The sequence below is a fragment of the Pseudomonas sp. ME-P-057 genome, assembly GCF_030208975.1.
GTDB classification, from domain to species: Bacteria; Pseudomonadota; Gammaproteobacteria; order Pseudomonadales; family Pseudomonadaceae; genus Aquipseudomonas; species Aquipseudomonas lutea.
Genome location: NZ_JARVSX010000018.1, coordinates 85,291 through 110,591, shown reverse-complemented (window position 1 = coordinate 110,591; position 25,301 = coordinate 85,291). Strand labels below are relative to the sequence as shown.

General features: G+C 60.4%; 19 protein-coding genes and 2 pseudogenes. 5 read left to right on the top strand and 16 right to left on the bottom strand.

What is annotated here, in order from left to right; translation table 11 throughout:
• Nucleotides 1–27: 27 nt before the first annotated feature.
• Complete coding sequence (locus QRN48_RS09555) at nt 28–2,898, bottom strand: DUF2339 domain-containing protein (protein WP_285350251.1); 2,871 nt, start codon at nt 2,896–2,898, stop codon at nt 28–30.
• A gap of 603 nt (nt 2,899–3,501) precedes the next feature.
• Nucleotides 3,502–5,985, bottom strand: a complete 2,484-nt coding sequence (locus QRN48_RS09550; protein ID WP_037016103.1) for a glycogen/starch/alpha-glucan phosphorylase — start codon at nt 5,983–5,985, stop codon at nt 3,502–3,504.
• Between the two features lie 378 nt (nt 5,986–6,363).
• Between QRN48_RS09550 and pip the strand changes: the two genes are divergently transcribed.
• The 4 genes from pip to mdoH all read left to right on the top strand — a co-directional run bounded on the left by pip (nt 6,364) and on the right by mdoH (nt 12,595).
• Nucleotides 6,364–7,335 (top strand): prolyl aminopeptidase, encoded by a 972-nt coding sequence (pip, locus tag QRN48_RS09545; protein ID WP_285350248.1) that lies wholly within the window; start codon nt 6,364–6,366, stop codon nt 7,333–7,335.
• Nucleotides 7,336–7,773, top strand: a complete 438-nt coding sequence (gene dtd, locus QRN48_RS09540; protein WP_285350247.1) for a D-aminoacyl-tRNA deacylase — start codon at nt 7,336–7,338, stop codon at nt 7,771–7,773.
• A gap of 258 nt (nt 7,774–8,031) precedes the next feature.
• Nucleotides 8,032–10,005 carry a glucan biosynthesis protein G gene (locus QRN48_RS09535; RefSeq protein ID WP_191942653.1) on the top strand — a complete coding sequence of 658 codons (1,974 nt, stop codon included), beginning with the start codon at nt 8,032–8,034 and terminating at the stop codon, nt 10,003–10,005.
• A complete protein-coding gene (gene mdoH, locus QRN48_RS09530) occupies nt 9,998–12,595 on the top strand; it encodes a glucans biosynthesis glucosyltransferase MdoH (protein WP_191942654.1) in 2,598 nt (865 codons plus the stop codon). The genes QRN48_RS09535 and mdoH overlap by 8 nt, the downstream gene beginning before the upstream one ends.
• A gap of 785 nt (nt 12,596–13,380) precedes the next feature.
• Here the strand turns inward: mdoH and QRN48_RS25375 are convergent.
• The 13 genes and pseudogenes from QRN48_RS25375 to ubiE all read right to left on the bottom strand — a co-directional run bounded on the left by QRN48_RS25375 (nt 13,381) and on the right by ubiE (nt 24,136).
• Nucleotides 13,381–14,247 carry a methyl-accepting chemotaxis protein gene (locus tag QRN48_RS25375; protein WP_420806912.1) on the bottom strand — a complete coding sequence of 289 codons (867 nt, stop codon included), beginning with the start codon at nt 14,245–14,247 and terminating at the stop codon, nt 13,381–13,383.
• Nucleotides 14,239–15,198: pseudogene (locus tag QRN48_RS25370) on the bottom strand (methyl-accepting chemotaxis protein); the annotation flags it as partial. The pseudogene QRN48_RS25370 and the gene QRN48_RS25375, both read right to left, overlap by 9 nt.
• 530 nt (nt 15,199–15,728) lie before the next feature.
• Complete coding sequence (locus tag QRN48_RS25365) at nt 15,729–16,442, bottom strand: methyl-accepting chemotaxis protein (RefSeq protein WP_502944591.1); 714 nt, start codon at nt 16,440–16,442, stop codon at nt 15,729–15,731.
• Between the two features lie 144 nt (nt 16,443–16,586).
• Nucleotides 16,587–17,612, bottom strand: a pseudogene (locus QRN48_RS25360) (methyl-accepting chemotaxis protein); the annotation flags it as partial.
• A 297-nt stretch (nt 17,613–17,909) separates the two neighbouring features.
• On the bottom strand, nt 17,910–18,617 hold the full coding sequence (locus QRN48_RS09515; protein ID WP_285350241.1) for a 16S rRNA (uracil(1498)-N(3))-methyltransferase: 708 nt from the start codon (nt 18,615–18,617) through the stop codon (nt 17,910–17,912).
• Nucleotides 18,614–19,408, bottom strand: a complete 795-nt coding sequence (tatC, locus tag QRN48_RS09510; RefSeq protein ID WP_037016084.1) for a twin-arginine translocase subunit TatC — start codon at nt 19,406–19,408, stop codon at nt 18,614–18,616. The genes QRN48_RS09515 and tatC overlap by 4 nt, the downstream gene beginning before the upstream one ends.
• A complete protein-coding gene (gene tatB / locus QRN48_RS09505) occupies nt 19,405–19,968 on the bottom strand; it encodes a Sec-independent protein translocase protein TatB (RefSeq protein WP_285350239.1) in 564 nt (187 codons plus the stop codon). The genes tatC and tatB overlap by 4 nt, the downstream gene beginning before the upstream one ends.
• Before the next feature lie 10 nt (nt 19,969–19,978).
• A complete protein-coding gene (locus tag QRN48_RS09500; protein ID WP_037016078.1) occupies nt 19,979–20,278 on the bottom strand; it encodes a twin-arginine translocase TatA/TatE family subunit in 300 nt (99 codons plus the stop codon).
• 67 nt (nt 20,279–20,345) lie between these two features.
• Complete coding sequence (locus tag QRN48_RS09495) at nt 20,346–20,675, bottom strand: phosphoribosyl-ATP diphosphatase (protein ID WP_037016075.1); 330 nt, start codon at nt 20,673–20,675, stop codon at nt 20,346–20,348.
• A gap of 2 nt (nt 20,676–20,677) precedes the next feature.
• Nucleotides 20,678–21,070 (bottom strand): phosphoribosyl-AMP cyclohydrolase, encoded by a 393-nt coding sequence (gene hisI, locus QRN48_RS09490; protein ID WP_285350236.1) that lies wholly within the window; start codon nt 21,068–21,070, stop codon nt 20,678–20,680.
• A 56-nt stretch (nt 21,071–21,126) separates the two neighbouring features.
• Nucleotides 21,127–22,746 carry a ubiquinone biosynthesis regulatory protein kinase UbiB gene (ubiB, locus tag QRN48_RS09485; RefSeq protein WP_037016069.1) on the bottom strand — a complete coding sequence of 540 codons (1,620 nt, stop codon included), beginning with the start codon at nt 22,744–22,746 and terminating at the stop codon, nt 21,127–21,129.
• Nucleotides 22,743–23,366: a ubiquinone biosynthesis accessory factor UbiJ gene (locus tag QRN48_RS09480; RefSeq protein ID WP_191942660.1), complete on the bottom strand. Its 624-nt coding sequence runs from the start codon at nt 23,364–23,366 to the stop codon at nt 22,743–22,745. Before QRN48_RS09480 ends, ubiB begins: the two co-directional genes overlap by 4 nt.
• On the bottom strand, nt 23,366–24,136 hold the full coding sequence (gene ubiE / locus QRN48_RS09475; RefSeq protein ID WP_285350231.1) for a bifunctional demethylmenaquinone methyltransferase/2-methoxy-6-polyprenyl-1,4-benzoquinol methylase UbiE: 771 nt from the start codon (nt 24,134–24,136) through the stop codon (nt 23,366–23,368). The genes QRN48_RS09480 and ubiE overlap by 1 nt, the downstream gene beginning before the upstream one ends.
• Before the next feature lie 141 nt (nt 24,137–24,277).
• On the opposite strand from ubiE, the gene QRN48_RS09470 reads away from it, so the two are divergent.
• Nucleotides 24,278–24,556, top strand: a complete 279-nt coding sequence (locus QRN48_RS09470) for a polyhydroxyalkanoic acid system family protein (protein ID WP_037016061.1) — start codon at nt 24,278–24,280, stop codon at nt 24,554–24,556.
• 362 nt (nt 24,557–24,918) lie between these two features.
• On the opposite strand, the gene QRN48_RS09465 is transcribed toward QRN48_RS09470, so the two are convergent.
• Nucleotides 24,919–25,296: a gamma-butyrobetaine hydroxylase family protein gene (locus QRN48_RS09465; protein ID WP_037016055.1), complete on the bottom strand. Its 378-nt coding sequence runs from the start codon at nt 25,294–25,296 to the stop codon at nt 24,919–24,921.
• Between the last annotated feature and the right edge of the window lie 5 nt (nt 25,297–25,301).

Sequence of the window (25,301 nt, the reverse complement as noted above, 5' to 3'; positions counted from 1 at the left end):
GACTCAACTCAACACTCCTCACGCGCTTCATTTCAGTACAGGGTCCGCGGAATCAGCATCTGCCAGCCCCTCGTTTCGGGCCGTCTGCCGCGGCGGCAAGGGGGCGAAATATCCCACCACCAACAACAGAACGCCAACGCCGATGAAAGAGATAATCCGCTCCAGACCGCCGCGATTGCTCAGTTCGACGAAAAACAGTTTGGCCACGACGATGCCGATCAGCGCTGCGCCCACAATCCACACGTCGCGGCGCGCCCGCAGGTGACCGCCGATCATCAGCGCCAGCGCCATGAGCGTCCAGACGATGGAGAGTCCGGCCTGCACGCGCATTGATTCAAACAGCGCGTCCGGATACCAGGCGACGTCGGCCCAATGGTGAGCGGTGCGCAGGACCATGGCTGTGATCAGCGCGAATAACGACGCGCCGGCGATGGCTAACGCTGTTTTCTCGGCGCGCTCATGGCTCACGCCCAGTTGCGGCAGCTGTTGGCGGGTCCAGGCAAAGAGGGCGCCAAGGGTGATCAGCAAGCCCAGTTCAAGCGGATTCAGCAGTGGCAGGTAGGGCAACGGGTCGGCAGCGCCCTCGCTCAGCCCGTTGGCCAGCCAGAACCAGGCGAGCATCATTGCAGCCAGTGGCGCAGCGGCCAGGACGCGGTATTCGCGTGGGTACGCCGCGAGCGGCCAAGGCCAACTGCGTGAAGAGGTTATTGCCAGCAGATACAGGCTTGGCAGCAGCGCCCAGCCCAACCAGCGCCATGCGTTATACGCCTCGGACAGCACCAGCAATCCGTAACGAAGCTGCAGCGATAGAACGCCGATGATCAACCAGCAGCCGATTACGTGGGCGACGCTGCGCAAGCGGGGATGCAAGCTGCTGTCGAGTCGTTTGAGCGACCACAGGTGAGCCGCGAAAACCGCGACCCAGCCCAGCCACCCCCAGTTGGCTGCGGGGTTGTAATAGCTGCTGAAGCTCATCAACGCGAGCAAGACCGCGCTGGCCGGCGTCAGCAGCGTGCACAGTTGAGCAATGCCGGTCCAGTTCAGTTTCAGTGCGGTGACGGTCCACAGCCCGACGCTGATGGCGCCGAGAAGCAGCAGCGTCGAAAACTCGACCTCTCCCGGTACGTAATGGGTGCTGACGCACAATGCCGCCGACCACCACAGCGCGCCCCAGATCAGCAGCATGGGTTGTAACACTCGCTCGCTCAGGGAGAACCGCAGTGTGCCGACGCGCTCGACGGTGAATGCACTGACCAGGCCAGCCAATGCGATGATCAACGGCGTCCAGAAGTCGCCGTGGTTGAAGTTCGGAACGTACCAGCTCCCGATCACGCCGCAGAAGGCGACACCGGCACCCAGCTGCAGCAACAGCCCGAAGCCGCGCGCCAATAGACGGTTCTGACGCATCCCGAGCCAGAACACCGCTGCGCCTTCGACCGCCCAGGCAACGGTAGTCCATTGCGCGCTGAGGCCAAGCGGAATCGCCAGTGTGCCGAATACCACACCCAGGGAGAGGCAGGTTTCCACCAGCAGCAATGCCCGGCCCGGTGCGCGTCCGGCCAGAAACCGGGCAATGCCCATGTACAGCAAACCGAGCACCAGCGCGCTCAGCGCAGCGCCGAATTCGAGGTGTTGAACGAGCGCGTATTGCAGGCCGAAACCGACAATGGGCGTTCCGAACAACAGGCTGCCATCGACGTAGTGGGTTTGGCGCGCCGACCAGCGCAGCGTAGCGTCGCGGCTGTCATCATCAGGCCCGGCGGCATGCGCCTGCAGCGTGCGTCGGGCGAACAGCAGACCGATGGCCAGGTACATCAGGAAGAACAGAATCAGGAAAGGTTCGGTGCTCCAGAACAGCTCGGGCGTGTACGCGTCCATGCCCCAGGCGAAGCCGATGCCGAAGGTGCCGATGAAGCCGATCAGATTGAGTGGCCGCCAGGCTTTGAACCACGCGATGGCCAGAATGCCTGCATTGAGCAAGGCGAAATAGCTGAACAGTGCGACGTGGCTGCCTTCCCCGGAGGACGTCAGCAGTGGCGCGGCAAAGCCGCCCAGCGCGGCGACACAGGCAAGGGCCAGAGAGTTTTGCGTGACGGCGAGGATCGCGGAAAACGTCGTGACCGCTACCAGAAAAGTGAACGCCATTCCCGGCGCCAGCAGGGTGTGGACCTTCATTGCGGCGAACACCGTCAGGTACAGCACCGCGACGCCCGTGCCTTGCATCATCAGCGCGAACGATTCATTGCGTTGACGCAGCCACCAACCCAACGCCAACAACGCCAGCGCTGCCGCCGCTACCCCGGCATAGCGGGCCTCGATTGGAATGACCATGCCTTCGGTTGCGTAGCGCAGCAGGAACGCCAGGCCGAGGAACAGCAGTACCACGCCGACCCGCAGCACAGTGTTGCCGCCCAGCATCCAGTTTTTGGCACGCAGGATCGCGCTGTCGAACAGATTGGGTTGCGCTGAACCCTGCCATGAATCAGGCGCGTCAGCAGGTCGAGGCGGCGGAGAAGTCTGCTCGGGGCGACGCCACTCAGCGTCATGGGTGGACGCGGCTATCGGTTCAGGATCGGGAAGATCCCAAAGCAGCTCCGGCCCATCGTCGGCAAGCGGTTGAACATCCAGTGGCACGACGTCAAGCGGTGCCGGAGCCGGGGACTCCGGTAATTGCACGGCGGTGGAACTCAGTTGGCTGAGGCGCTGCTGCACCGCGTCGAGGTCCCGACGAGTTCTGGCGAGTTCAGTTTGGTGGGCGGCGCTTTCGCGCGCCAGTGCGCTCAGCCGAAGGCTCAGGCCAGCGGCGAGGCCGATGACCGCACCCACGGCACCGCCGAGTAGCGACTCGTCAAGAAGCGCACCGATAAACAGACCGACCAGCAGAAGAATCCATTGCACGCGACGACATTCCATTTTCGGCCGATTAACGGCGATGGCGGAAGTATATCGGGCATCGAGAAAGGGGAAACATTTTGTGTCGGGGAGGGAGAACTGGTCGCGGTTGCATCTGGGTCCACAAGATCCAGCGATTCCGGATTCAACGGTTAAAACGTGAGCTATAGGAGTCGATTTGCTGGCGAACACATCCGGCCAGTTACCTACCATGCGGCTGACCCAGCGCGTTCGCCAGCAAGCCGGCTCCTACAGAGGACTTCGGTGCCGCGCACAACCGCCCGCGCCCATACGACCCGCGCCGACACAATCGTCGGCGCCTAACCGGCCGTCTGCGCATGCGCTGTGTAGGAGCGCGCTTGCCCGCGAAGGCGTCAGCACATCCAACCACGTGCTTGGCTGAAAACCGCGTTCGCCAGCAAGCCGGCTCCTACAGGAGGTTTCAGTATCGCCCACAACCGGCTGCGCCCATCCGACCCCCCGCCACCGCATTCGCGGGCAAGCCGGCGCCTACAGAGGATTTCGGTACCGCACGCAATCGTCTGCGCCGACACCACTGTAGGAGCCGGCTTGCTGGCGAACGCGTCCGGCTAATCACCTCGCGCGTCCTTAATCCAGCGCGTTCCAGATTTCAGTGGCGTATTCGCGGATGGTCCGGTCCGAAGAGAACCAGCCCATGCGCGCGGTGTTTAGCACTGCCGAGCGCCACCATTCTTTCGAATCGTGCCAGCGCGCCTCCACTCTCGCTTGCGCGTGCCAGTAAGACTCGAAGTCAGCGCAGACAAAGAAGCGGTCGTAGCTGATCAACTGGTCGATCAACCCTGCGTAACGATACGGATCATCCGGCGAGAACACCCCGCCCCGGATCGCCTGCAGGACGTCATTCAATCGGCCCGATGCCGCGATGTCCTGATGGGCATTGAACTCACCGGCGTGCTTGCGCGCTTCGACTTCCTGCGCGGTCATGCCAAAGATGAACATGTGCTCAAGCCCGACCTGCTCGCTCATTTCGACGTTGGCGCCGTCGAGCGTACCGATGGTCAGCGCGCCGTTGAGGCCGAACTTCATGTTGCTGGTGCCGGATGCTTCAAGGCCCGCTGTGGAAATCTGCTCCGACAAGTCCGCCGCCGGAATGATGCTTTCCGCCAGGCTGACGTTGTAGTTGGGCATGAACACCACTTTCAAGCGGCCACGCAGCGTTGGGTCGTTATTGACCGTACGTGCGATGTCGTTTGCCAGCTTGATGATCAGCTTGGCCGAGTGATAACTGGCCGCTGCCTTGCCCGCGAAGATCTTCACGCGCGGTACCCAGTCGGTGCTTGGATCAGCGCGCATGGCCTGATACAGCGCCACTGTGTGGAACAGGTTCAGCAGCTGGCGCTTGTACTCATGGATGCGCTTGACCTGCACATCGAACATCGCCTCCGGGTTGACCACGATGCCCAGGCGCTCCTGAATAATCGTGGCCAAGGCTTGCTTGCTTTGCAGACGCTGCGCGGCAAACTCCTGCTGAAACCTCGGCTCGTCCGCCAGTGGCGCCAGCTTGAGCAACGCCGTCTCGTGGTTGTCGAGCACTTGCTCGCCTAGCTCGTTGACCAGCATCGAGGTCAGTTGCGGGTTGGACTGGAACAGCCAGCGGCGGAAGGTGATGCCGTTAGTTTTGTTATTGATGCGGTCCGGGTGCAGTTTGTGCAAATGGGCGAAGACGGTCTTGCGCATCAGCTGTGTGTGCAGCGCAGAAACGCCGTTCACGCTGTGCGAGCCAAGGAATGCCAGGTTGCCCATACGCACGCGACGGCCGTTGTCTTCTTCAATCAGCGATACGGCGCGCAGCAGGTCAAACAGGGCAGGGTCGTCCTTGAAGTCGAGACGGACCTTGTCGATGTGCTGAGCGTTGATCATGTAAATGATCTGCATGTGGCGCGGCAACATCCGCTCCATCAGCCCGACAGACCAGGTTTCCAGTGCTTCGGGCAACAGCGTGTGGTTGGTGTACGCCAAGGTACCGACGGTGATGCGCCAGGCCTCGTCCCACTCCACGTCATGCAGGTCGATCAGCACGCGCATCAGCTCCGCTACGGCGATCGACGGATGGGTGTCGTTCATCTGGATCGCAGCGTGTTCCGGCAGACTGTTGACGCTGTAGCCCATGTTCTTGTGACGGCGCAGCAAATCCTGCAGCGACGCCGAAACGAAGAAGTACTCCTGACGCAGACGCAGTTCCTGGCCCGCTTCGGTGCTGTCGTTTGGATAGAGCACACGAGAAATACTTTCCGCCCGCACGACCTCGGCAACAGCGCCGACGTGGTCGCCGGCGTTGAAACGCTCAAGGTGCAAGTCTTCAACGGCACGCGCACGCCACAGGCGCAGGGTGTTCACCGCCTTGCCGCGCCAACCCACAACTGGCGTGTCATAAGCGATGGCCCGGACGGTTTCGCCCGCGGTCCAGACCTGACGTGTTTCGCCCGAAGCATCAAGCACAGGCGCACCAGCAGCATCCAGCTGCGGCTGCACACTGCCACCGAAGCCGATCTGGTAAATCACTTCAGGGCGCTCGAATTCCCACGGGTTGCCGAAGTCCAGCCAGTTTTCGGTCTGCTCCTGCTGCCAGCCGTCAACGATGGCCTGGCGGAAAAGCCCATGCTCGTAGCGAATACCGTAGCCGTGACCCGCGACGCCCAAGGTCGACATGCTTTCCATGAAGCAGGCGGCCAGACGGCCCAGGCCGCCGTTACCCAGCGCAGCGTCGGGCTCAAGGGAGCGAATTTGCTCTAGGTCGACGTTCAAACCCTTCAACGCTTCACGTGCCGTTTCGAGGATGCCCAGGTTGCTCAGGCTGTCGAACATCAGGCGCCCGATCAGGAACTCAAGTGACAGGTAATAAACCCGCTTTTTCTCCTGCCGGTAGACGTAGCGCGTGTGGTTCATCCACCGCTCAGCCATTTTGTCGCGAGTCGCCAGGGCGATTGCCATAAACCAGTCATGGTCGAAGGCATGGTCGGGATCTTTCCCGACGGCAAACTCGAGTTTGTTCAGCACAGCTTCTCGGAAGGCTGCCACTTCAGCGTCACGAACGTTGGGTTCCGGAGACATCGGGTACGACCTCAAGTTGGTTTGACGATTAAATGGGTGGGTAGACTGTAGGGCGTGTCATTGGTTATTTCCTCCCGTTCGGATGAAAATACGCGGCTGCACGACCCCCGGTTCGACTCAAACAAGCTACCTCGGTTCGCCGACATTACCTACCGGCGGCAAAACTCTGGCGCTTTCCCCTGTCTTCAGCGATGGCTTGCATTGATCGTTCCACTCTTGGCGTCGGGCCGGCGGACGCTCTGCAATGGCCACTCAGGGAGACGAAATTGCAGGTGACAACATGCCAGGATCAGGCAAGCATGTTCATTCGCCGATTCGGGTTTATGATGCCCCTCGGCAGATAGACCGCAGCCCCTGAATTGGACTTTTGGAGCACCTATGCAGACTTTGTACCCGCAGATCAAACCTTATGCCCGGCACGATCTGGCCGTGGAAGAGCCGCATGTGCTGTATGTCGATGAAAGCGGCTCGCCGGACGGCCTGCCGGTCATCTTCATTCACGGCGGACCGGGTTCGGGATGCGACGCGCAAAGCCGGCGTTATTTCGATCCGAACCTCTATCGCATCATCACGTTCGATCAGCGTGGCTGCGGCCGTTCCACGCCCCATGCCAGCCTGGAGAACAACACCACCTGGCATCTTGTCGAGGATCTCGAACGCATCCGGACCCATCTGGGCATCGAACAATGGGTCGTGTTTGGGGGCTCATGGGGTTCCACTCTGTCTCTGGCGTATGCGCAGACTCATCCCGACCGCGTGCATGCACTGATTTTGCGCGGCATCTTTCTGAGCCGCCCTCAAGACATCAAGTGGTTCTATCAGGAAGGTGCCAGCCGTCTGTTCCCCGATTATTGGCAGGACTACATGGCGCCGATTCCGCCGGACGAACGCGGCGATGTGCTCGGCGCCTTTCACAAACGCCTGACCGGCAGCGACCAGATCGCACAGATGCATGCCGCAAAAGCGTGGTCGACGTGGGAAGGTCGTACCGCCACGCTGCGTCCGAACCCGCAGGTGGTGGATCGCTTCACCGAGCCGCATCGTGCGCTGTCCATCGCGCGAATCGAATGCCACTACTTCACCAACAACGCCTTCCTTGAAGAAAACCAGTTGCTGCGCGACATGCCGAAAATCGCGCATCTGCCGGGTATCATCGTGCATGGGCGCTACGATGTAATCTGTACGCTGGACAATGCCTGGGAGCTGCATCAGGCATGGCCCAACAGCGAGCTTCAAGTGATCCGTGATGCCGGCCACTCGGCGTCCGAACCGGGCATTACTGACGCACTGGTACGCGCGGCGTCACAAGTGGCCCGCCGCTTGCTGGATCTGCCGCCGGAAGAGGCTTGAATGAAAGCCTTGCTGCAGCGAGTGACCCAGGCGCGGGTCGACGTGGCCGGCGAGACGATCGGCGCGATTGATCAGGGTTTGATGGTCTTGATCGGCATTGAACCTCAAGACACACAGGCCGCCGCCGACAAGATGTTGCACAAGCTGCTTAACTATCGGGTGTTCAGCGACGCCGACGGGAAAATGAACCTGTCGTTAGTGGACGTGGATGGCGGGCTGTTGCTCGTCTCGCAATTCACGTTGGCGGCCGATACCAAAAGCGGGATGCGGCCAAGTTTCTCGAAAGCAGCACCTCCAGCCTTGGGCGCCGAGTTGTTTGAATACCTGGTCAGCAGGGCGAAAGCTTCACATTCGGCGGTTGAAACGGGCCGGTTTGGTGCGGATATGCAAGTTCATCTTGTGAACGACGGCCCTGTGACATTTTTGCTCGAAACCTGAATCTTGCTGTGCTTCTGATGACGCCGGATTTGCTTGCTGGAAAAGCTGTAAATAGTTTGTTTCCCCTGATGCGTTGTAACGCGCGCTACTAGATAATCGCGCGCTACAAGGACGGGCCAAAGCCCGTCAAATCGGTAAAACGCAGACTGGTCCGACGCCGCTTGGGGAATCATTGGCCCCTTTTGGAGTCGGAACAATGCTCGCCAACCCGGCATTTGATAGCTGGCCGTTGGTTTCTTCATCTGTTTTCGGCGAGGGTTGCTCGTGATTGTTAGTCCATGTAATGCACCAAAGAACCCGGGCAGGCGCTTACGCGGCGCACTGTTGGCAGGGTCGGCTTTGTTTTGTCTGTTCGGCGCCAGTCAGCTGTGGGCGTTCGATCTCGACGACGTGGCGACAAAGGCCAAAGATCTGGCCGGACAGAAATTCACAGCGCCGAAGAGCAATCTTCCGGCCGAATTCCGCGACATGAAGTTCGCGGATTATCAAAAGATCCGCTTCTTGCAAGACAAGGCCGAATGGGCCAATGACAAGACCCCGTTCAAGGTGTCGTTCTACCACCAGGGTATGCACTTCGACACCCCGGTCAAAATCAACGAAGTCACCGCCAATTCCGTCAACGAGATCAAGTACGACCCGACTCGTTTCGACTTTGGCGATGTGAAATTCGACCCCAAGTCGACCGAAAACCTGGGCTACGCCGGTTTCCGTGTCACCTACCCGATCAACAAAGACGACAAGCAAGACGAAATCATGACCATGCTGGGCGCGAGCTACTTCCGCGTCATCGGCAAAGGTCAGGTGTATGGTTTGTCTGCGCGCGGCATGGCCATCGACACGGCAATGCCGTCGGGTGAAGAATTCCCCCGTTTCACTGAGTTCTGGATCGAAAAGCCGAGCGCGGATGACAACCACTTGGTCATCTTTGCCTTGCTCGACTCCCCACGTGCCACCGGCGCCTACAAGCTGACACTGCGTCCGGGCACCAATACGCTGGTGGACGTCCAGTCGCGCATGTACCTGCGTGACAAGGTCGGCAAACTGGGCGTAGCGCCACTGACCAGCATGTACCTGTTCGGCGCCAACCAGCCGTCGAAGGTTCTCAACTACCGTCGTGAACTGCACGACTCCAGCGGTCTGTCCATTCAGGCAGCCAATGGCGAGTGGATCTGGCGTCCGTTGAACAATCCTAAGCACCTTTCTGTCAGCAGCTTCTCGGTCGAGAATCCGCGCGGTTTCGGTCTGCTTCAGCGCGGCCGTAACTTCAGCCACTACGAAGACCTCGACGACCGTTACGACAAACGTCCGAGCGCCTGGATCGAGCCGAAGGGCGATTGGGGCAAAGGTACGGTTGATCTGGTAGAGATCCCGACTGCCGACGAAACCAACGACAACATCGTTGCGTTCTGGAAGCCCGAGACTCAACCGGAGCCTGGCCAGCCGATCGACTTCAACTATCGCCTGCACTGGACCATGGATGAGGACGCCATTCACTCGCCTGATCTGGGCTGGGTCAAGCAGACCCTGCGCTCTACCGGCGACGTGAAGCAGTCCAATCTGATCCGTCAGCCGGACGGCAGCGTGGCTTATCTGGTCGACTTCGTTGGCCCGACACTGGCCAAGCTGGGTGAAGACCCGTCGATTCGCAGTCAGGTCATTACTGATGACAACACTGACCTGGTCGAGAACAACCTGCGCTACAACCCCGTGACCAAAGGCTGGCGTCTGACGCTGCGCCTGAAGGTCAAGGATCCGGGCAAGGCCGTCGAAATGCGTGCTTACTTGCTGCGCGAGACCCCTGCCGAGCCTGGCAAGGAACCTGCGGTGATCACTGCCGACAAGTCTGACAAGAAGCCGGCTGCCAAGGCTGATGCCAAGGCCGTTGCCGCTGCGCCTGTCGTGACAGCGCCGAAGGACGAGAAAGCCGAGATCGTCAAGACTGACGCGTTGAAAGCGGGCGATCAGAAGGACGCCAAGGCGCCGAAAGCTGACGGCAAGGATGTTGCCAAAGCTGACGCGGCCAAACCGGCGGACGCCAAGGTTGCCGAAGTGAAGTCCGACGAGGCCTCCAAGCCGGAAGCCGCCCTGGGCGATGCCGCGAAGGCGAACAAAGGCAGCAAGGAAACCCCGCAGCCAGCGGTAGAGGCTGCATCCACCACCCAACAGGGGCCGGCCATGATTCAACAAGTCCTGACCGAAACCTGGAGCTATCAGTTGCCAGCCGATGAGTAATTCAAATGCGGTGCCAGAGCCTCTGAATGAGTCTCTCAGCGAGTACCTGGCGCATTTGCCGATGACCGATGTGCAGCGGGCAGAACTTGCCAGCTGCACCTCGTTCGCCGAGCTGCACGAGCGCCTCTCCGCGCAGACTGTCGCTGACCCTGCCGAGGCCGCTCAGGCTTCGGTAGAGCGTCGTCTGACGCTGACGACCGCTGATGAGCTGCACGAAGCCGAGATGCTGAGTGTCGACGCCAGCGGCCGTGTTCGCCTGAAAGCCACGCCACCGATCCGTCGTACCAAAGTGGTGCCGGAACCGTGGCGCACCAATATCCTGCACCGCGGATGGCGCCGTCTGACCGGCAAAACCAATCCGCCGCCGCCCAAGGATGATTTACCCCGTGATCTGCCCAAGGCGCGCTGGCGCACCGTGGGTTCGATCCGTCGTTACATCCTGCTGATCCTCATGCTGGGCCAGACCATCGTCGCCGGCTTCTACATGAAGGGCATCCTGCCGTATCAAGGCTGGTCGCTGGTTTCGTTCGACGAAATCAGTCATCAAACCCTGTGGCAGACGGCTGTTCAGGTCATGCCGTACGCACTTCAGACCAGCATCCTGTTGTTGTTCGGGATTTTGTTCTGCTGGGTCTCGGCAGGTTTCTGGACCGCGCTGATGGGCTTCCTCGAACTGCTGACTGGCCGCGACAAGTACCGTATTTCCGGTGCAAGTGCGGGCAATGAGCCGATCGAAGCGGGTGCCCGTACAGCGTTGGTGATGCCGATCTGCAACGAAGATGTGCCGCGTGTGTTCGCAGGTCTGCGGGCCACGTTCGAGTCGGTCAAGGCCACGGGTGACCTGGACCGTTTCGACTTCTTCATCCTCAGCGACTCCAACGAGACCGACATTTGTGTGGCCGAGCAACAAGCCTGGCTGGACGTGTGTCGTGAAACCGGCGGGTTCGGCAAGATCTTCTATCGTCGTCGCCGCCGTCGCGTTAAGCGCAAAAGCGGCAACCTGGATGACTTCTGCCGTCGCTGGGGCGGTGAGTACCGCTACATGGTCGTCCTCGACGCTGACTCGGTCATGAGCGGTGAGTGTCTGACCAGTCTGGTGCGCCTGATGGAAGCCACGCCGGATGCCGGGATTATCCAGACCGCGCCGCGTGCGTCGGGCATGGACACCTTGTATGCGCGCATGCAGCAGTTCGCTACCCGTGTGTACGGCCCGCTGTTCACGGCCGGCTTGCACTTCTGGCAACTGGGTGAATCGCACTATTGGGGTCACAACGCGATCATCCGCATGAAACCCTTTATCGAGCACTGCGCCCTGGCGCCATTGCCCGGCAAAGGCGCGTTCGCCGGTGCCATTCTGTCCCACGACTTCGTTGAAGCAGCGCTGATGCGACGTGCTGGCTGGGGCGTGTGGATCGCCTACGACCTGCCTGGCAGTTACGAAGAGCTGCCGCCGAACTTGCTGGATGAGCTCAAGCGTGACCGTCGCTGGTGCCACGGTAACCTGATGAACTTCCGCCTGTTCCTGGTCAAGGGCATGCACCCGGTTCACCGTGCGGTGTTCCTGACGGGCGTGATGTCGTATCTGTCAGCGCCGTTGTGGTTCTTCTTTCTGGTGCTGTCCACTGCGTTGCTGGCGGTGAACACACTGATGGAGCCGACCTACTTCATGGAGCCGCGTCAGCTGTATCCGTTGTGGCCGCAGTGGCACCCGGAAAAAGCCGTCGCATTGTTCTCGACGACCGTTGTGCTGTTGTTCCTGCCGAAACTGCTCAGCGTCATTCTGATCTGGGCGAAGGGCGCTACCGGTTACGGCGGGCGGATCAAGGTCACGATGTCGATGCTGCTGGAGATGCTGTTCTCCATGCTGTTGGCACCCGTGCGTATGATCTTCCACACCCGCTTCGTGCTGGCTGCTTTCCTGGGCTGGGCCGCCACCTGGAACTCTCCGCAGCGTGACGATGACTCGACGCCCTGGAGTGAAGCGGTCAAGCGTCATGGTCCACAGACGTTGCTCGGTTTTTGCTGGGCGCTGTTGGTGGCCTGGCTTAACCCAAGCTTCCTGTGGTGGCTGGTGCCGATTGTGGGTTCGTTGATGTTGTCGATCCCGGTGTCGGTGATTTCCAGTCGCACTAACCTGGGCCTGAAGGCACGTGACACCAAGCTGTTCCTGATCCCGGAAGAGCACACGCCTCCGCAGGAACTGGTGTCTACCGACAAGTACACGCACGAGAACCGCTGGCACGCGCTGAACGATGGATTCGTCCGTGCGGTGGTTGATCCACAGCAGAACGCCTTGGCGTGTGCGCTGGCGACTTCACGCCATCGTCACGCCGAGCCGATCGAATGGATGCGCGTTGAGCGTGTACGTCATGCCATCAAGGGTGGCCCTGAGCTGCTGAACAACCATGAGCGCCTGCAATTGCTGAGCGATCCGGTTGCGCTGGCTCGCTTGCATGAGCTGGTCTGGAGCGAAGGCAACTCCGCCTGGCTGAATGCATGGCGGGCGTCAGTGGATGCAGACCCACATGCGCCTTTGCTGCCGCTGCAGCCAGCGACGCATGTGAACGAGTCCACCCTCGTAAACGCCTGATTCAAGCGCCAAACAAAACGCCGCCGAAGAGCAATCTTCGGCGGCGTTTTTGTTTGGGCATGGAAGCTCGTTTGTGCAGGGCTGATTACCGCGCGTAAATCAACTGTAGGAGCGCGCTTGCCCGCGATGCGGTGTGTCAGTCACCCGCCATGTGGCAGGCAGATCATCTTCGCGGGCAAGCGCGCTCCTACAGGGGTACGACGTTGTTTAATTCCCCGGAAACCTGGCTACCATCTCCTGTAACTGCATACCTAACGATCTGGGCGTTTTGCACGTTCGATGGCATACGTAAATCAACTGTAGGAGCGCGCTTGCCCGCGATGCGGTGTGTCAGTCATCCGCCATTTCGCAGACAGATCATTTCGCGGGCAAGCGCGCTCCTACAAGGGTAAGACGGTGTTCAATTCACCCGAAATCTGCCCACCATCTCCGCAGCTATACACCTAGCGATCTGGGCGTTGTGCACGTTCGATGGCATACGTAAATCAACTGTAGGAGCGCCCTTGCCCGCGATGCGGTGTGTCAGTCACCCGCCATGCTGCAGATAGATCATTTCGCGGGCAAGCGCTCTCCTACAGGGGTACGACGTTGTTTAATTCCCCGGAAACCTGGCCACCATCTCCTGTAACTGCATACCTAACGATCTGGGCGTTTTGCACGTTCGATGGCATACACAAATCAACTGTAGGAGCGCGCTTGCCCGCGATGCGGTGTGTCAGTCATCCGCCATTTCGCAGACAGATCATTTCGCGGGCAAGCGCGCTCCTACAAGGGTAAGACGGTGTTCAATTCACCCGAAACCTGCCCACCATCTCCTGCAGGTGCACGCCCAGCCGCGCCAGCTCGATGCTCGACGCTGCTGTTTCTTCACTGGAGGCGGCGGTCTGTTCGGAGACGTCTCGCACGCTCATCACACTGCGATTGATCTGTTCTGCCACGCTGCTTTGTTCTTCCCCGGCCGCAGCGATCTGCTGATTCATGGTCTGAATCGTCGACACGGTGCGTGCGATGTGCCCAAGCGCTTGACCCGCTTGGCGACTCAGCTCGACGCTGCTGTCAGTCAACGTCCGGCTCGCATCGAGCGTGGTCACCACCTGTTGAGTGCCGCTCTGAAGCGCGGCGATCAGTACTTCGATTTCTTCGGTGGATTCCTGAGTGCGCTGCGCCAGGCCACGAACTTCGTCCGCCACGACGGCAAACCCACGTCCTGCCTCGCCGGCACGGGCCGCTTCGATCGCCGCATTGAGGGCCAGCAGATTAGTCTGTTGCGAGACCGACTTGATCACGTCGAGCACGCCGCCGATCTTGTCGCTCTCCAGCTTGAGCTTGCCCATGGCCTCGGTCGAATTGTTGACCTCCAGTGCGAGGCGTTCGATCTGCGCGATGGCGTCGTTGACCACTTTGTCACCGTCGCGCGCCTGTTGATCGGCATGCCGCGCTGCCTCGCTGGCTTCCTCTGCGTTGCGCGCCACTTCCATGACCGTCGAGGTCATCTGGTTCATTGCGGTCGCCACGCAGTCGGTTTCGTCTTTCTGGCTGTTCACGCCAACACTGGTCTGCTCTGTCACCGCCGACAGTTGCTCCGCCGCGCTGGCTATCTGCGTAACGCCATCACTGATGCCGGTGATGAGTTGGCGCAGGCTCACGGTCATTTCCTGCATGCTCCGTTGCAGCATGCCCATTTCGTCGCGTCGGCCGACTTCCAGGTCCTGACTCAAATCACCGTTGGCGATGCGCGCTGCTGCACTCAGCGTGAGCCGCAGCGGCGCAATGATCTGCTGAGTAATCAACCAGGCCGCCAGCAGTCCCAAGAGTATTGCCAGCCCGGCCACGGCGCTCAGCGTCTGGCGCGATTGAGTGGCCTCGGCATCGCGCCGCTGGCCTTGCAGCGCAATGATCTCCCCGGTGGACGTCAGCAGGCTCTCGCTCAGCGTCTCCATGACTTCCTGGGCCGCCTCCACCTTGACTTGCAGATCTTTGAACAAACCCATGTGCTCACGGTACTTGAGCAGCGTCTTGCGCGCTTTGAGCAGCCCGCTGACATTGCTGTCAGCCTGATCACTGGCGATTTGTTCTACCTCCTTCAATGCTTCATCGATGGCGGTCACGGCGGCGATTTCGTAGGACTCTTTGCCGCTGAACACGTACGCCTGAACCTCATAGCGAGCATTCTGCACCTGCCCCCGCAACTGTTGCAGGTTGGTGAACTCGTCCAGACGCTCACTGCTGTCCTGCTCTTGGCTGACTGCCTTCAAGACTTCGCTTTCAACCTCGCCGATGGAGGTGATTGCCTCTTCGGAGAGCTTTCCCAGCTGCGTCCGAGCGTCCGCTCGCGCAGTTAACAGCCTGGCCAGATCAGCGAAAGTGGTCTCCAGCGCCCTTACCGTGTCGCTCTGCCCGTTGAGCAATTTGAGGATGTCGGGTGGCGGCGCGTCTTCCCGCAGCACTACCAGATGCGCTTCAATTTCGTTGATACGGGTGACAACGCGCGAGGCGCTTTCAGGGGTGTTCTCCCCGCGGAAAACGATGCGCTCGGCGCGCAGGTCTTTGGTCATCGCGTTGAGCTGAGCGATGGAGGTCAGTGACTCCGAGCGCTCGATCATGGTGTCAAGCCCATGCCACCCCGTCAGGGTAATGGCCAGCGTCAGAAGCAAAACTAGGCCGAAGCCCAGCGAGAGTTTGAGTTTTACGCTGGTGTTGGCCAGCGCTCTGTTGATTCCATGGAACATGAGGCATCTCCTGCCGATGAGCGATAAACGCGCATCGGCAGGGGACGCGGAGGCGTGACCTGATCAGGCCGTAGGACATTTCTGAGCGGGTAGAAGGGGTGACGCGTGTCACAGATTCGGCCCTGCACCGGGGTGATTCCGGACGATCCATGACTGAGTGGTAAGTGGCTGAGGGCGTGATGGCTGCGCTAAATCCGTAGGAGCCGGCTTGCTGGCGAACGCGTAAGGTCAGTCAATATCTGCGCAACTGATCCACCGCCTTCGCCAGCAAGCCGGCTCTTACGGACGGCTTGGGGTCAGTCAATATCTTTGCAAGTGATCACCGGGGTCGCCAGTTCAAGCCGGCTCCTACAGGCGAATTGCGTACCTCCAGAAAGCGTGCGCGAATCGCTCCCGGTGTTTGATCAGACCCTGAACCGGCCAACCAGTGCCTGCAGGTGGCTGCCCAAACGGGCCAGCTCCACGCTGGATGCGGCCGTTTCTTCACTGGCGGCGGAGGTCTGTTCCGAAACGTCTCGCACGTTCAACACGCTGCGGTTGATTTCTTCAGCGGTGGCGCTTTGTTGCTCGGCTGCGGCAGCGATCTGCTGGTTCATGGACTGAATTGCCGAGACGGTGCGGGTAATGCTTCCCAGCGAACTGCCGGCACGGCGGGTCAACTCGACGCTGCTGACTGTCAGCTCTCGGCTGTTGTCCATGATCGTCGCGACCTGCCGAGTCCCGTTCTGCAAACCGGAAATAAGCTCTTCGATTTCCTCGGTCGATTTCTGCGTGCGTTGCGCCAGGCTACGGACCTCGTCCGCCACCACGGCGAAACCACGCCCGGCTTCGCCTGCCCGAGCGGCCTCGATGGCGGCATTCAGTGCCAGCAGGTTGGTTTGCTGTGCGACCGACTTGATCACATCCAGGACGCTGCCGATCTTGTCGCTCTCGCGTTTGAGTTCGGCCATGGCTTCGGTGGAATGCCCCACCTCACTGGCCAGCCGCTCGATCTGCACAATGGCTTCATTGACCACTTTGTCGCCCTCGCGGGCTTGAAGGTCGGCGGCTACCGCCGCTTCGGAGGCTTCTTCCGCATTGCGCGCAACTTCCTGCACAGTGGCGGTCATCTCATGCATCGCCGTCGCGACTTGGTCGGTCTCGATTTTCTGACTGTTCACGCCGGCGCTGGTTTGTTCGGTGACCGCGGACAGCTCTTCGGCAGCGCTGGCGATCTGGGTAACGCCTTCGCCGATGCCGCTGATCAGCTCCCGCAGCCCCACCGTCATGCGCTGGATGCTGCTTTGTAACTGGCCGAGCTCGTCACGCCGATCGACACTGAGGTTATGGGTGAGGTCGCCGGAGGCAACGCGCTCGACGGCAATTAGTGTCTGGCTCAGCGGCACGGTAATTTGCCGTGTGATGATCCATGCGGCGAGCAAGCCAAGAATCAGCGCCAGCACCGTTGCGATACCAAGCGTTGACTGGGCCTGGCTGCTGTCGACATCACGTTTGGCATTTTGCGAGACGTTCAGTTGGTCGCTGACATCGAGCAGTTGCTGGCCCAGGCCGGTCATCTTTTCCAACGCCTGACGGCTGTTCTGTTGTGCGTCCCGGTACTGGCCCACTGCGGCGCGATAGCCCTTGAGTGCCAAGTTGGCCTTTTGCAATTGCGGGATGTACTGGGAGGAAACGTCGCCTGCGAGCGTGTTGACCCCGACGATGGCTTCGTCGATGGCGGCCGTGGCGTTCTTCTCGAAATCCGGGTTACCGCTGAAGGTGTAGCCACGCACCTGGAAGCGGGCCTGCTGGATCTGCTTGCTCACGTCTACAGCGCCATTGAATTGCAGGATATTGTCGTGCTGAATCAACGCTTCTTCGATTTTCTTGACGCTATCCACTGCAGCGTCGGCCGAAGCGCCCAGGTTGGTACGGCTGGCCTCACGGGCCTGGATGGCCTTGGTCATCTCGCCAAAGGCATTGCGGTAGTCGGCAGCGGCTTGGATCTGGATGCTTAGCAACTTAAGGTCGTCAGCGCCCTTGATCATGGTGCCAGCGGTTTTCAGGTCGGCGTCGAGCTTGTCCAGTGCGGTCATGACCGCCGTCGCAGCCTCGGCGCTGTACTGGGTCTCATAGGCCATGCGCGCGGCGCGCAAGTCCATCGTGCGCTCACTGGTTTGCGAGATCATGCCCAGCTTGTCGCCGCGCTCGATCAGCGCATTTACGCTCCACCATCCCGTGGCGGTGATGAGTAGCGTCAGCAGCAGCACCAGCCCGAAGCCGATACCCAGTTTGAGACTGACGCTCATATTTCCGAGGCGATGGGCAAACCAGCGAGACATGATGATTCCTTGGGCGTTTGTTGTTATGGACGCCTGTACATCGGCTGATGCGCGTCGAACTGAAGCGAGGAGAGATGAAGTGTCTGGGGGACGACTGCTGCGCAGCCCTTCGCGGGCAAGCGCGCTCCTACGCCTTAGGCAGAAGCACAAGCGCGAGCGAAAGTTTGTAGGAGCGCGCTTGCCCGCGAACTGGCGCAAAGCGGCAGCAAACTGGCCGCCTCGCAGCGTCAGATAAAACGTATTACCGGGCGCCGACTGCGGACCTTAGAACAGCCGGGCCAGCAGCGCAGTCACGGCGGTCTCGACGCGCAGGATTCGCGAGCCCAGCTGCACCGGATTCAGCCCGGACCCTCGCAACAGGTCCACTTCGTACGGAATCCAGCCGCCCTCAGGGCCGATGGCCAGCGTGACGGGCTGCTCAACGGCACGGGGACAGGCCGGGAACTCTCCCGGATGGCCAACCAACCCCAACGTCCCGCCTGCGATGGCAGGCAGGCGGTCCTCAACGAAGGGTTTGAAGCGCTTTTCGATGACGATCTCCGGCAGCACACTGTCCCGGGCCTGTTCCAGGCCAAGAATCAACTGCTCGCGAATCGCAGCGGGCTCCAGAAAAGGCGTCTGCCAAAAGCTTTTTTCAACGCGGTAGCTGTTGATCAGGACGACCTTCGGGACACCCATGGTGGCCACGGTCTGGAACACCCTGCGCAGCATCTTCGGGCGCGGCAGGGCAAGGATCAGCGTCAGCGGCAATTTGGCGGGAGGAGCATGCTCGAAGCTCACCGACAGCTCGGCTTCTCGAGCCTCCAGACGCAGCAATTGTGCGCTGCCCAGCAACCCGTCCACGCGCCCAACCCTCAGGCTGTCGCCCACCTCGCTGCGATGGACTTCCTGCATATGCGTGAGGCGGCGATCGCGCAAGACAACCCGGTCAGCCGCAATGAAGTCAGCTTCCTCCAGCAACAGCAGATTCACGGTTGGGTCGCTGGCGGCTGGCTTTGTTCGTCTTCGGCTTTTTCGTCATCTTCGTGGTCGCCGCGCTTGGTGATCATTGAGCTGCACAGCACACCGATCTCAAACAGCAGCCACATCGGCACGGCAAGCAAGGTCTGCGAAAAGATGTCCGGCGGGGTGAGAATCATGCCGACCACGAAGCAGCCGATCACCACGTAAGGGCGAATCTTCTTCAGGTATTTGACGTCGACGATGCCGATCCACACCAGCAGCACCACGGCAACCGGGATCTCGAACGCCACACCAAACGCCAGAAACAGCGTCATCACGAAGTCGAGATAGCTGGCGATGTCCGTCATCATCGACACCCCTTCCGGCGTAACGCTGGCGAAGAAGTGAAAAATCAGCGGGAAGACCAGGAAGTAGGCAAACGCCATACCGGCGTAGAACAGAATGATGCTGGAAATCAGCAACGGGACCGCCACGCGCTTTTCATGCTTGTAGAGCCCTGGCGCGATGAAACCCCAGATCTGATACAGAATCACCGGCATTGCCAGAAACAGCGCCACCATCATCGTCAGCTTGAACGGCGTGATGAAGGGTGAAGCCACATCGGTCGCGATCATCGTCGCGCCTTCAGGCAAAAACTTGCGCAGCGGGGCGGAGACGAAGGTGTAGATCTTCTGCGTGAAGTAAAACAGCGCGCCGAAGATTACGAAGATCGCGAGTACGCAGCGCAGCAGTCGTGAGCGCAGTTCTGTCAGGTGCGAGACCAGCGGCATTTGCTGGTCGTTTTCCGGAATTTCGCTCATGGGGCTCTTGGTGGCAGTGACGAATCGTTGGCAGAAGGCGCGCTGTGCACCGCCGTGGCTGCAGTGATCTCAGGTGCAGGTGCAGGTGCAGGTGCAGGCGCAGGTGCAGAAGCGGGAGTGGACTGTGTAGCTGGTGCCGCGGCTGCCGGCGTCGGCGTCACCGATGCAGTCTCGGCCGGGGCGGCAGGGCCGAGGTCCGCGCTCTGTAGCGGCGAGGAGGCGCCCATGACCGGTGCGGCCGGCGTGTGTGGCTGCGAAGCAGGCGAGGCGACAGGAGCGGCCGATGGCGGCGTGGCAGGGGCTCCCGGGGGCTGCTGCGGCTGCATGATTTTGCGTGCTTCCTCTTCGAGCGAAAGAATGTGCTCGTTGTGCAGCTGACGCCGAATTTCATCGGCGCCGATCTCGCGTTCAACTTCCTGTTTGATCGCATTGAAGCTGCGTTTCAGACGGCCGATCCAGAGCCCGGCCGTCCGTGCTGCGCCTGGGAGGCGTTCCGGGCCGAGCACGAGCAGGGCAACCAGACCGACCAGCAGCAGTTCAGAAAAGCTGATACCAAACATGCGTCACGACCTAGTCTTTGCGGATGGGGTCTTCGACTCGTTGCGCCTGAGCGTCGATGGTGTGCGGTTGATGCGGCGCCTGCGCAGGGGGAACAGGCTGCTGCGGCTGAACCGTAGGCTGAACCGTCGGTTGCGCCGTTGGCTGTACTGGCGGCTGTTCTGGATGCTTCTCGTCGTCGTTCATGGCCTTGCGGAAGCCCTTGATCGATTCACCGACGTCAGTGCCCAGGTTCTTGAGTTTCTTGGTGCCGAATACCAGCACGACGACCACAAGAATGACGATCCAGTGTTTCCAGTCAAAAATGCCCATGACGCTTTCCTCACAAAAGATTTGGGCCGCAGCCCCTGTGTTTATTTCGCCGAGCTGTTTCGCCGAGTCATTCCGAGCGAGACGCTTTCTCGGCGTGGCCGGACAAGCCGAAACGGCGGTCCAGCTCATCCAGCACGGCTTGCGGGTGTTGGCCAAGCTGGGCAAGCATCACCATGCTGTGGAACCACAAGTCAGCGGTTTCATAGATGACGTCGCTGCAGTCACCGCTGACGGCAGCGTCCTTGGCAGCGATTATGGTTTCGACCGACTCTTCGCCGACTTTCTCCAGAATCTTGTTCAGTCCCTTGTGGTAGAGGCTGGCGACGTAAGAAGAGTCGGCAGCCGCACCCTTGCGTGATTCAAGCACCTCGGCAAGGCGTGACAAGGTATCAGTCATGGTCAGTGTCCTGCTTGATAAATAGCGTCCGGGTCTTTGAGCACCGGGTCCACGGTCTTCCAGCCGGCGTCGTCGTAAACGCGATAGAAACAGCTTTCGCGGCCGGTGTGGCAGGCGATGCCACCGATTTGCTCGACCATCATGATGATGACGTCGGCATCACAGTCCAGGCGCAGCTCGTGAAGTTTCTGCACATGGCCCGACTCTTCACCCTTGCGCCATAACTTGCCACGCGAACGTGACCAATAGATAGCGCGCTGTTCACGGGCGGTCAGGGCCAGGGCTTCGCGATTCATCCAGGCCATCATCAGCACGCGACCGGTTTTGCGGTCCTGTGCGATGGCGGGAACGAGACCGTCCTTGTCCCATTTGATTTCGTCCAGCCAGTCTTTCATCGTCGGCTCCGGCCGCTCCAGGGGAGGGTTAGTGTGCCAGCGGCTCGCGCTGATGGCTATCGGCGAACGACCAGATAGACCCCCGCCGCCAGCATCAGCAGCGCCGGCCAGGCATTCAGGCTGGCCAACGCTTCGCCCGTCTGGGTATGCGTTAACGCCAGCAACACGCCACCGGCCAGCAGGCCGGCCCCGAGCAGCCGCAGGGCCCAATGGTCACCGTCGCGGCGGTAAGGCGGTGGCGGATCATGGCGGTGGGGCTGCGACAGGCGTTCGAGCAGGTCACGGGTCATGTTGGCCAGGTGCGGGATCTGCTCGACCTGCGATTGCAGGTTGCCAAGCAGGGTTTTGGGGCTGACCCGCTCACGCATCCACCGCTCCAGGAAGGGTTGGGCGGTGGCCCAGAGATCGAGCTCGGGATACAGCTGACGACCCAGGCCTTCAATGTTGAGCAGCGTCTTCTGGAGCAGCACCAGTTGCGGCTGCACTTCCATATTGAAGCGGCGAGCGGTCTGGAACAGACGCATCAAGACCTGCCCGAAGGAGATGTCCTTCAGCGGCTTCTCGAAGATCGGCTCGCACACCGTACGGATGGCGGCCTCGAACTCATTGAGCTTGGTCTCGGCCGGCACCCAGCCTGAGTCAATGTGCAATTGCGCCACACGGCGATAGTCTCGCTTGAAAAAAGCAAACAGATTGCGCGCCAGATAGTCCTGATCCTCAGGGGTCAGGCTGCCGACGATGCCGCAGTCGATCGCGATGTATTGAGGGTCCCACGGCGCGACGGTGCTGACGAAGATGTTGCCCGGGTGCATGTCTGCGTGAAAGAAGCTGTCCCGGAAGACCTGAGTGAAGAACAGTTCGACGCCGCGCTCGGCGAGTTTTTTCATGTCCGTGCGTTGATCGGCGAGGGTCGCCAGGTCCGTCACTTGCACGCCATAAATGCGCTCCATGACCAGGACCTTCGGCCGGCACCAGTCCCAATAGACCTGCGGCACGTAAAGCATGTTGGAGCCTTCGAAATTGCGGCGCAGCTGGCTGGAGTTGGCCGCTTCGCGCAACAGATCGAGCTCGTCGTAGATGGTTTTTTCGTAATCGGCAACGACATCGACCGGGTGCAGCAGGCGCGCATCAGCGGAAACCCGTTCGGCAATTTTCGCCAGAATAAACAGCCATGCGAGGTCCGAGCCGATGATCGGCTTCAAGCCGGGGCGGACGACTTTCACCACCACTTCTTCACCGGTTTTCAGACGCGCAGCATGCACCTGAGCCACCGACGCCGATGCGAGCGGTGCGATGTCGAAGCGGCTGAAAACCTCGCTGATCTTCGCGCCCAGCTGCGATTCGATGAGCGCGACCGCCTTGGCAGAATCGAACGGGGGCACGCGGTCCTGAAGCATCATCAGCTCGTCGGCGACGTCTTCAGGGAGCAGATCGCGACGGGTGGACAGCAGTTGCCCGAACTTGATGAAAATCGGGCCCAAGTCCTGCAGCGCCAACCGCAAACGCGCACCCCGGGTCAGTTCGTTCTTGCGACGAGGGAGCCAGCGCCACGGCAGTACGAAGCGCACCGCCAGAAGCCACCACGGCAAGGGGAGGGCGAATATCAGGTCATCGAGGCGGTAACGGATTACGACACGCTGGATGCGAAACAGGCGGCGGACGGCAAGCAGGCTCATGCGTTATCGCTGGATTTGAGAGAGTGGGCCAGACGCTCGAAGCGGGCTTCGAGGCGTTCCAGGTCTTGTTGGGTCTGATCCAGTTCGGCGAAGCGGGCTTCGGCCTCGCGTTTACCGACCAGCGTGCGTGACTCTTCGGCCAGGTACTCAGCCAGGTTGTTGCTGAGACTGGCCACGCTTTCATGGGTCCAGCGGGCGCTGTTGCGCACATGGCCACCAATCAGCGGCGCGGCGACCGGGCCCAGCCAGCGCTGCAGCTCATATTCCCAGTCAAGGTCCAGGTCCTGCAATATACCCACCAGCTCAAGCAGTACGCCGCTTTCGCCGTCCAGGTCGACTTCCGGGCTATGCAGCACCGCGTTCTTGTCTTTACTCAGCGCCAGTCGCATCAGGCTCGCAGCGGGTGCCCGCAGCGTCACATCAGCGCCGCCTTCCCAGTGGGCGGCGAGCATCAGGCCATCATCGCCGGGCAGCACGTGCAGACGAAACGCCGGGCGGGTGCACTCGATGGCGATGACCTTGCCGCTCAGCCTGTCCAGGCGCGGCAAAGCCGTGCTGTCCAGGCGCAGCACGCGATTGATGCCGTGTTCGGCACTGGCGAGCAAGCCGTTGATCAGCATCAGGGCTTGATGCCTCGGTGCAGAGCAACGATGCCAGAGGTCATGTTGTGGTAGGTCACGCGGTCAAAGCCCGCCTGAACCATCATCGACTTCAGTGTTTCCTGATCAGGGTGCATGCGGATGGACTCCGCCAGATAGCGGTAGCTTTCCGAATCGTTGGTGATCAGTTTGCCGGCCAGCGGCATGAACGCGAACGAATAGGCATCGTAGATCTTGGACATCACCTTGCTGGTCGGTTTGGAAAATTCCAGCACCAGCAAACGGCCGCCCGGCTTGAGCACGCGCAACATCGAGCGGATGGCGTCTTCTTTGTGCGTCACATTGCGCAGGCCGAAGGCAATGGTCACGCAATCGAAATGATTGTCGGGGAATGGCAGCTTTTCAGCGTCGGCCTGGACGAACTTGATGTTGCCGGCCACACCGCGATCCAGCAGCCGGTCGCGACCGACCTTGAGCATCGAGGCGTTGATGTCAGCCAGTACGACTTCGCCAGTCGGCCCCACCAGGTGGGAAAACTTCTTCGCCAGATCCCCGGTGCCGCCTGCGATGTCGAGCACGCGGTTGCCGCTGCGAACACCGGACAGCTCGATGGTGAAGCGCTTCCAGAGGCGATGCATGCCGCCGGACAGCACGTCGTTCATCAGGTCATATTTGGCCGCGACGGAGTGGAACACCTCGGCGACTTTCTCGGCCTTCTGGCTTTCCGGTACGTTTTTGTATCCGAAGTGGGTGGTGGGTTCGGCATTGCTGCCTTTGCGCGGATCATTCATATCGCTGTCACCGGAATAAAGTGGCGCCATTCTAATCGTCAGGGCTGGCTTTGTCTTGACAAGGCTCACGGCGAACAGTTTCTTCACAAGAGGCCGCTGGTATAGTGCGCCGACGATTCAAGCCGAAACAGGAGCCTTTAAGTGGCCAGAATTACCGTGGAACGCCCGCACACGCTGGGAAAGGAAAAGGCCCGCGAGAAGGCTGAGATCATGCTGCAGAAGCTGTCTGACAAATACGGCATTGAGCACGAATGGACAGGCGATACGGTTGCGCTGGAAGGCAAGGGCGCCAAGGGCACCGTCGACGTCGAAGACACGCTGGTGCGGGTGACGATCGAACTCAACTTCTTTCTCTCTGCCATGAGCGGTTCGATTCAAACGGAAGTTGAGCGGCAACTGGACAAGGTGCTGACCGCCTGAGGGGCCGCAAGCATAGATCCCCCACCTGAATCACTGCCGACGTCACGCGGCGTCTGCCGCCGCAACGACGTCTTTCGCCTCAATAACGTCTGGCGGTGCAACGACGTCTGTCGCCGCAATAACGTCTGCCGCCCCAACGACGTCTGTCGTCGCAATAACGTCTGCCGCCGCAACGACGTCTGACGCCTCAATAACGTCTGTCGCCGCAATAACATCTGGTCGTGCGCAAATCTGTAGGAGCCGGCTTGCTGGCGAATGCGTTTTGTCAGTCAGCATCGCTTCGTCAGACATACCGGTTCGCCAGCAAGCCGGTTCCTACAGTCGCGGGTTGTCGCGGATTACAGGGAATTCAACACGGTCAGTCAGAGCATCAGCTTGATGACTTGCTCGGAAGGATCGCGGGATTTGCCGGCGGCTTTGAGGTCGGCCAGGTATTCGTCCCACAGTTGCGTCTGACGTTGCGCCAGTTGCTCCAGGTATTCCCAGGTGAACAAGCCGCTGTCATGACCGTCATCAAAAGTCAGCTTCAGCGCGTACTGGCCGGCTGGTTCGACTTTGAGAAGCCCGACGCCCAACTTGCCGAATTGCAGAATCGGATTGCCATGGCCCTGCACCTCCGCCGATGGGGAGTGCACCCGCAGGAATTCGGCTGGCAAGCGGTACTCCTCGTCCGTCCCGTATTTCAGACTGAGGACCTTCGAGGCTTTATGCAGCTGGATAGCGGTGGGAATTCTCGACATGGGGC

Bases quoted from the DNA above. Each gene is read 5' to 3' on its own strand.
- QRN48_RS09550 (WP_037016103.1), bottom strand. From the start codon at position 5,985: ATGTCTCCGGAACCCAACGTTCGTGACGCTGAAGTGGCAGCCTTCCGA.
- pip (WP_285350248.1), top strand. From the start codon at position 6,364: ATGCAGACTTTGTACCCGCAGATCAAACCTTATGCCCGGCACGATCTG.
- dtd (WP_285350247.1), top strand. From the start codon at position 7,336: ATGAAAGCCTTGCTGCAGCGAGTGACCCAGGCGCGGGTCGACGTGGCC.
- mdoH (WP_191942654.1), top strand. From the start codon at position 9,998: ATGAGTAATTCAAATGCGGTGCCAGAGCCTCTGAATGAGTCTCTCAGC.
- QRN48_RS25375 (WP_420806912.1), bottom strand. From the start codon at position 14,247: ATGACCGTGAGCCTGCGCCAACTCATCACCGGCATCAGTGATGGCGTT.
- QRN48_RS25365 (WP_502944591.1), bottom strand. From the start codon at position 16,442: ATGCATGAGATGACCGCCACTGTGCAGGAAGTTGCGCGCAATGCGGAA.
- tatC (WP_037016084.1), bottom strand. From the start codon at position 19,408: ATGAGCGAAATTCCGGAAAACGACCAGCAAATGCCGCTGGTCTCGCAC.
- tatB (WP_285350239.1), bottom strand. From the start codon at position 19,968: ATGTTTGGTATCAGCTTTTCTGAACTGCTGCTGGTCGGTCTGGTTGCC.
- QRN48_RS09500 (WP_037016078.1), bottom strand. From the start codon at position 20,278: ATGGGCATTTTTGACTGGAAACACTGGATCGTCATTCTTGTGGTCGTC.
- QRN48_RS09495 (WP_037016075.1), bottom strand. From the start codon at position 20,675: ATGACTGATACCTTGTCACGCCTTGCCGAGGTGCTTGAATCACGCAAG.
- hisI (WP_285350236.1), bottom strand. From the start codon at position 21,070: ATGAAAGACTGGCTGGACGAAATCAAATGGGACAAGGACGGTCTCGTT.
- ubiB (WP_037016069.1), bottom strand. From the start codon at position 22,746: ATGAGCCTGCTTGCCGTCCGCCGCCTGTTTCGCATCCAGCGTGTCGTA.
- QRN48_RS09480 (WP_191942660.1), bottom strand. From the start codon at position 23,366: ATGCTGATCAACGGCTTGCTCGCCAGTGCCGAACACGGCATCAATCGC.
- ubiE (WP_285350231.1), bottom strand. From the start codon at position 24,136: ATGAATGATCCGCGCAAAGGCAGCAATGCCGAACCCACCACCCACTTC.
- QRN48_RS09465 (WP_037016055.1), bottom strand. From the start codon at position 25,296: ATGTCGAGAATTCCCACCGCTATCCAGCTGCATAAAGCCTCGAAGGTC.